The 321-nt window shown below is 43.9% G+C and carries 1 rRNA gene; it reads right to left on the bottom strand.

Features of this window, described 5'->3' with window-relative positions:
- Positions 1-321 (bottom strand): 23S ribosomal RNA (locus tag L5849_RS15495); the annotation flags it as partial.

The raw sequence follows: 321 nt of genomic DNA, 5'->3' as shown, positions 1-321 counted from the left end.
CGGAATTTCACGTGTTCCGCCGTACTCAGGATCCTGAACTGAGAGAATTTGATTTAATCTACTGGGCTATCACCATCTATGGCGGATTTTCCCAAATCCTTCGACTATCAAGTTCTTTGGTAACTCAAATGTTCAGTCCTACAACCCCAAAGTGCAAGCACTTTGGTTTGGGCTGTTCCCCGTTCGCTCGCCGCTACTTAGGGAATCGAAATTTCTTTATATTCCTGCTGCTAATGAGATGTTTCAGTTCACAGCGTTTACCTCCAACTAGACTATGAATTCATCTAGTGGTAACAGTTGATTAAAACTGCTGGGTTGCCC

The organism is Erythrobacter sp. SN021, from assembly GCF_021864455.1.
This window is presented reverse-complemented; position numbering and strand designations above follow the sequence as displayed.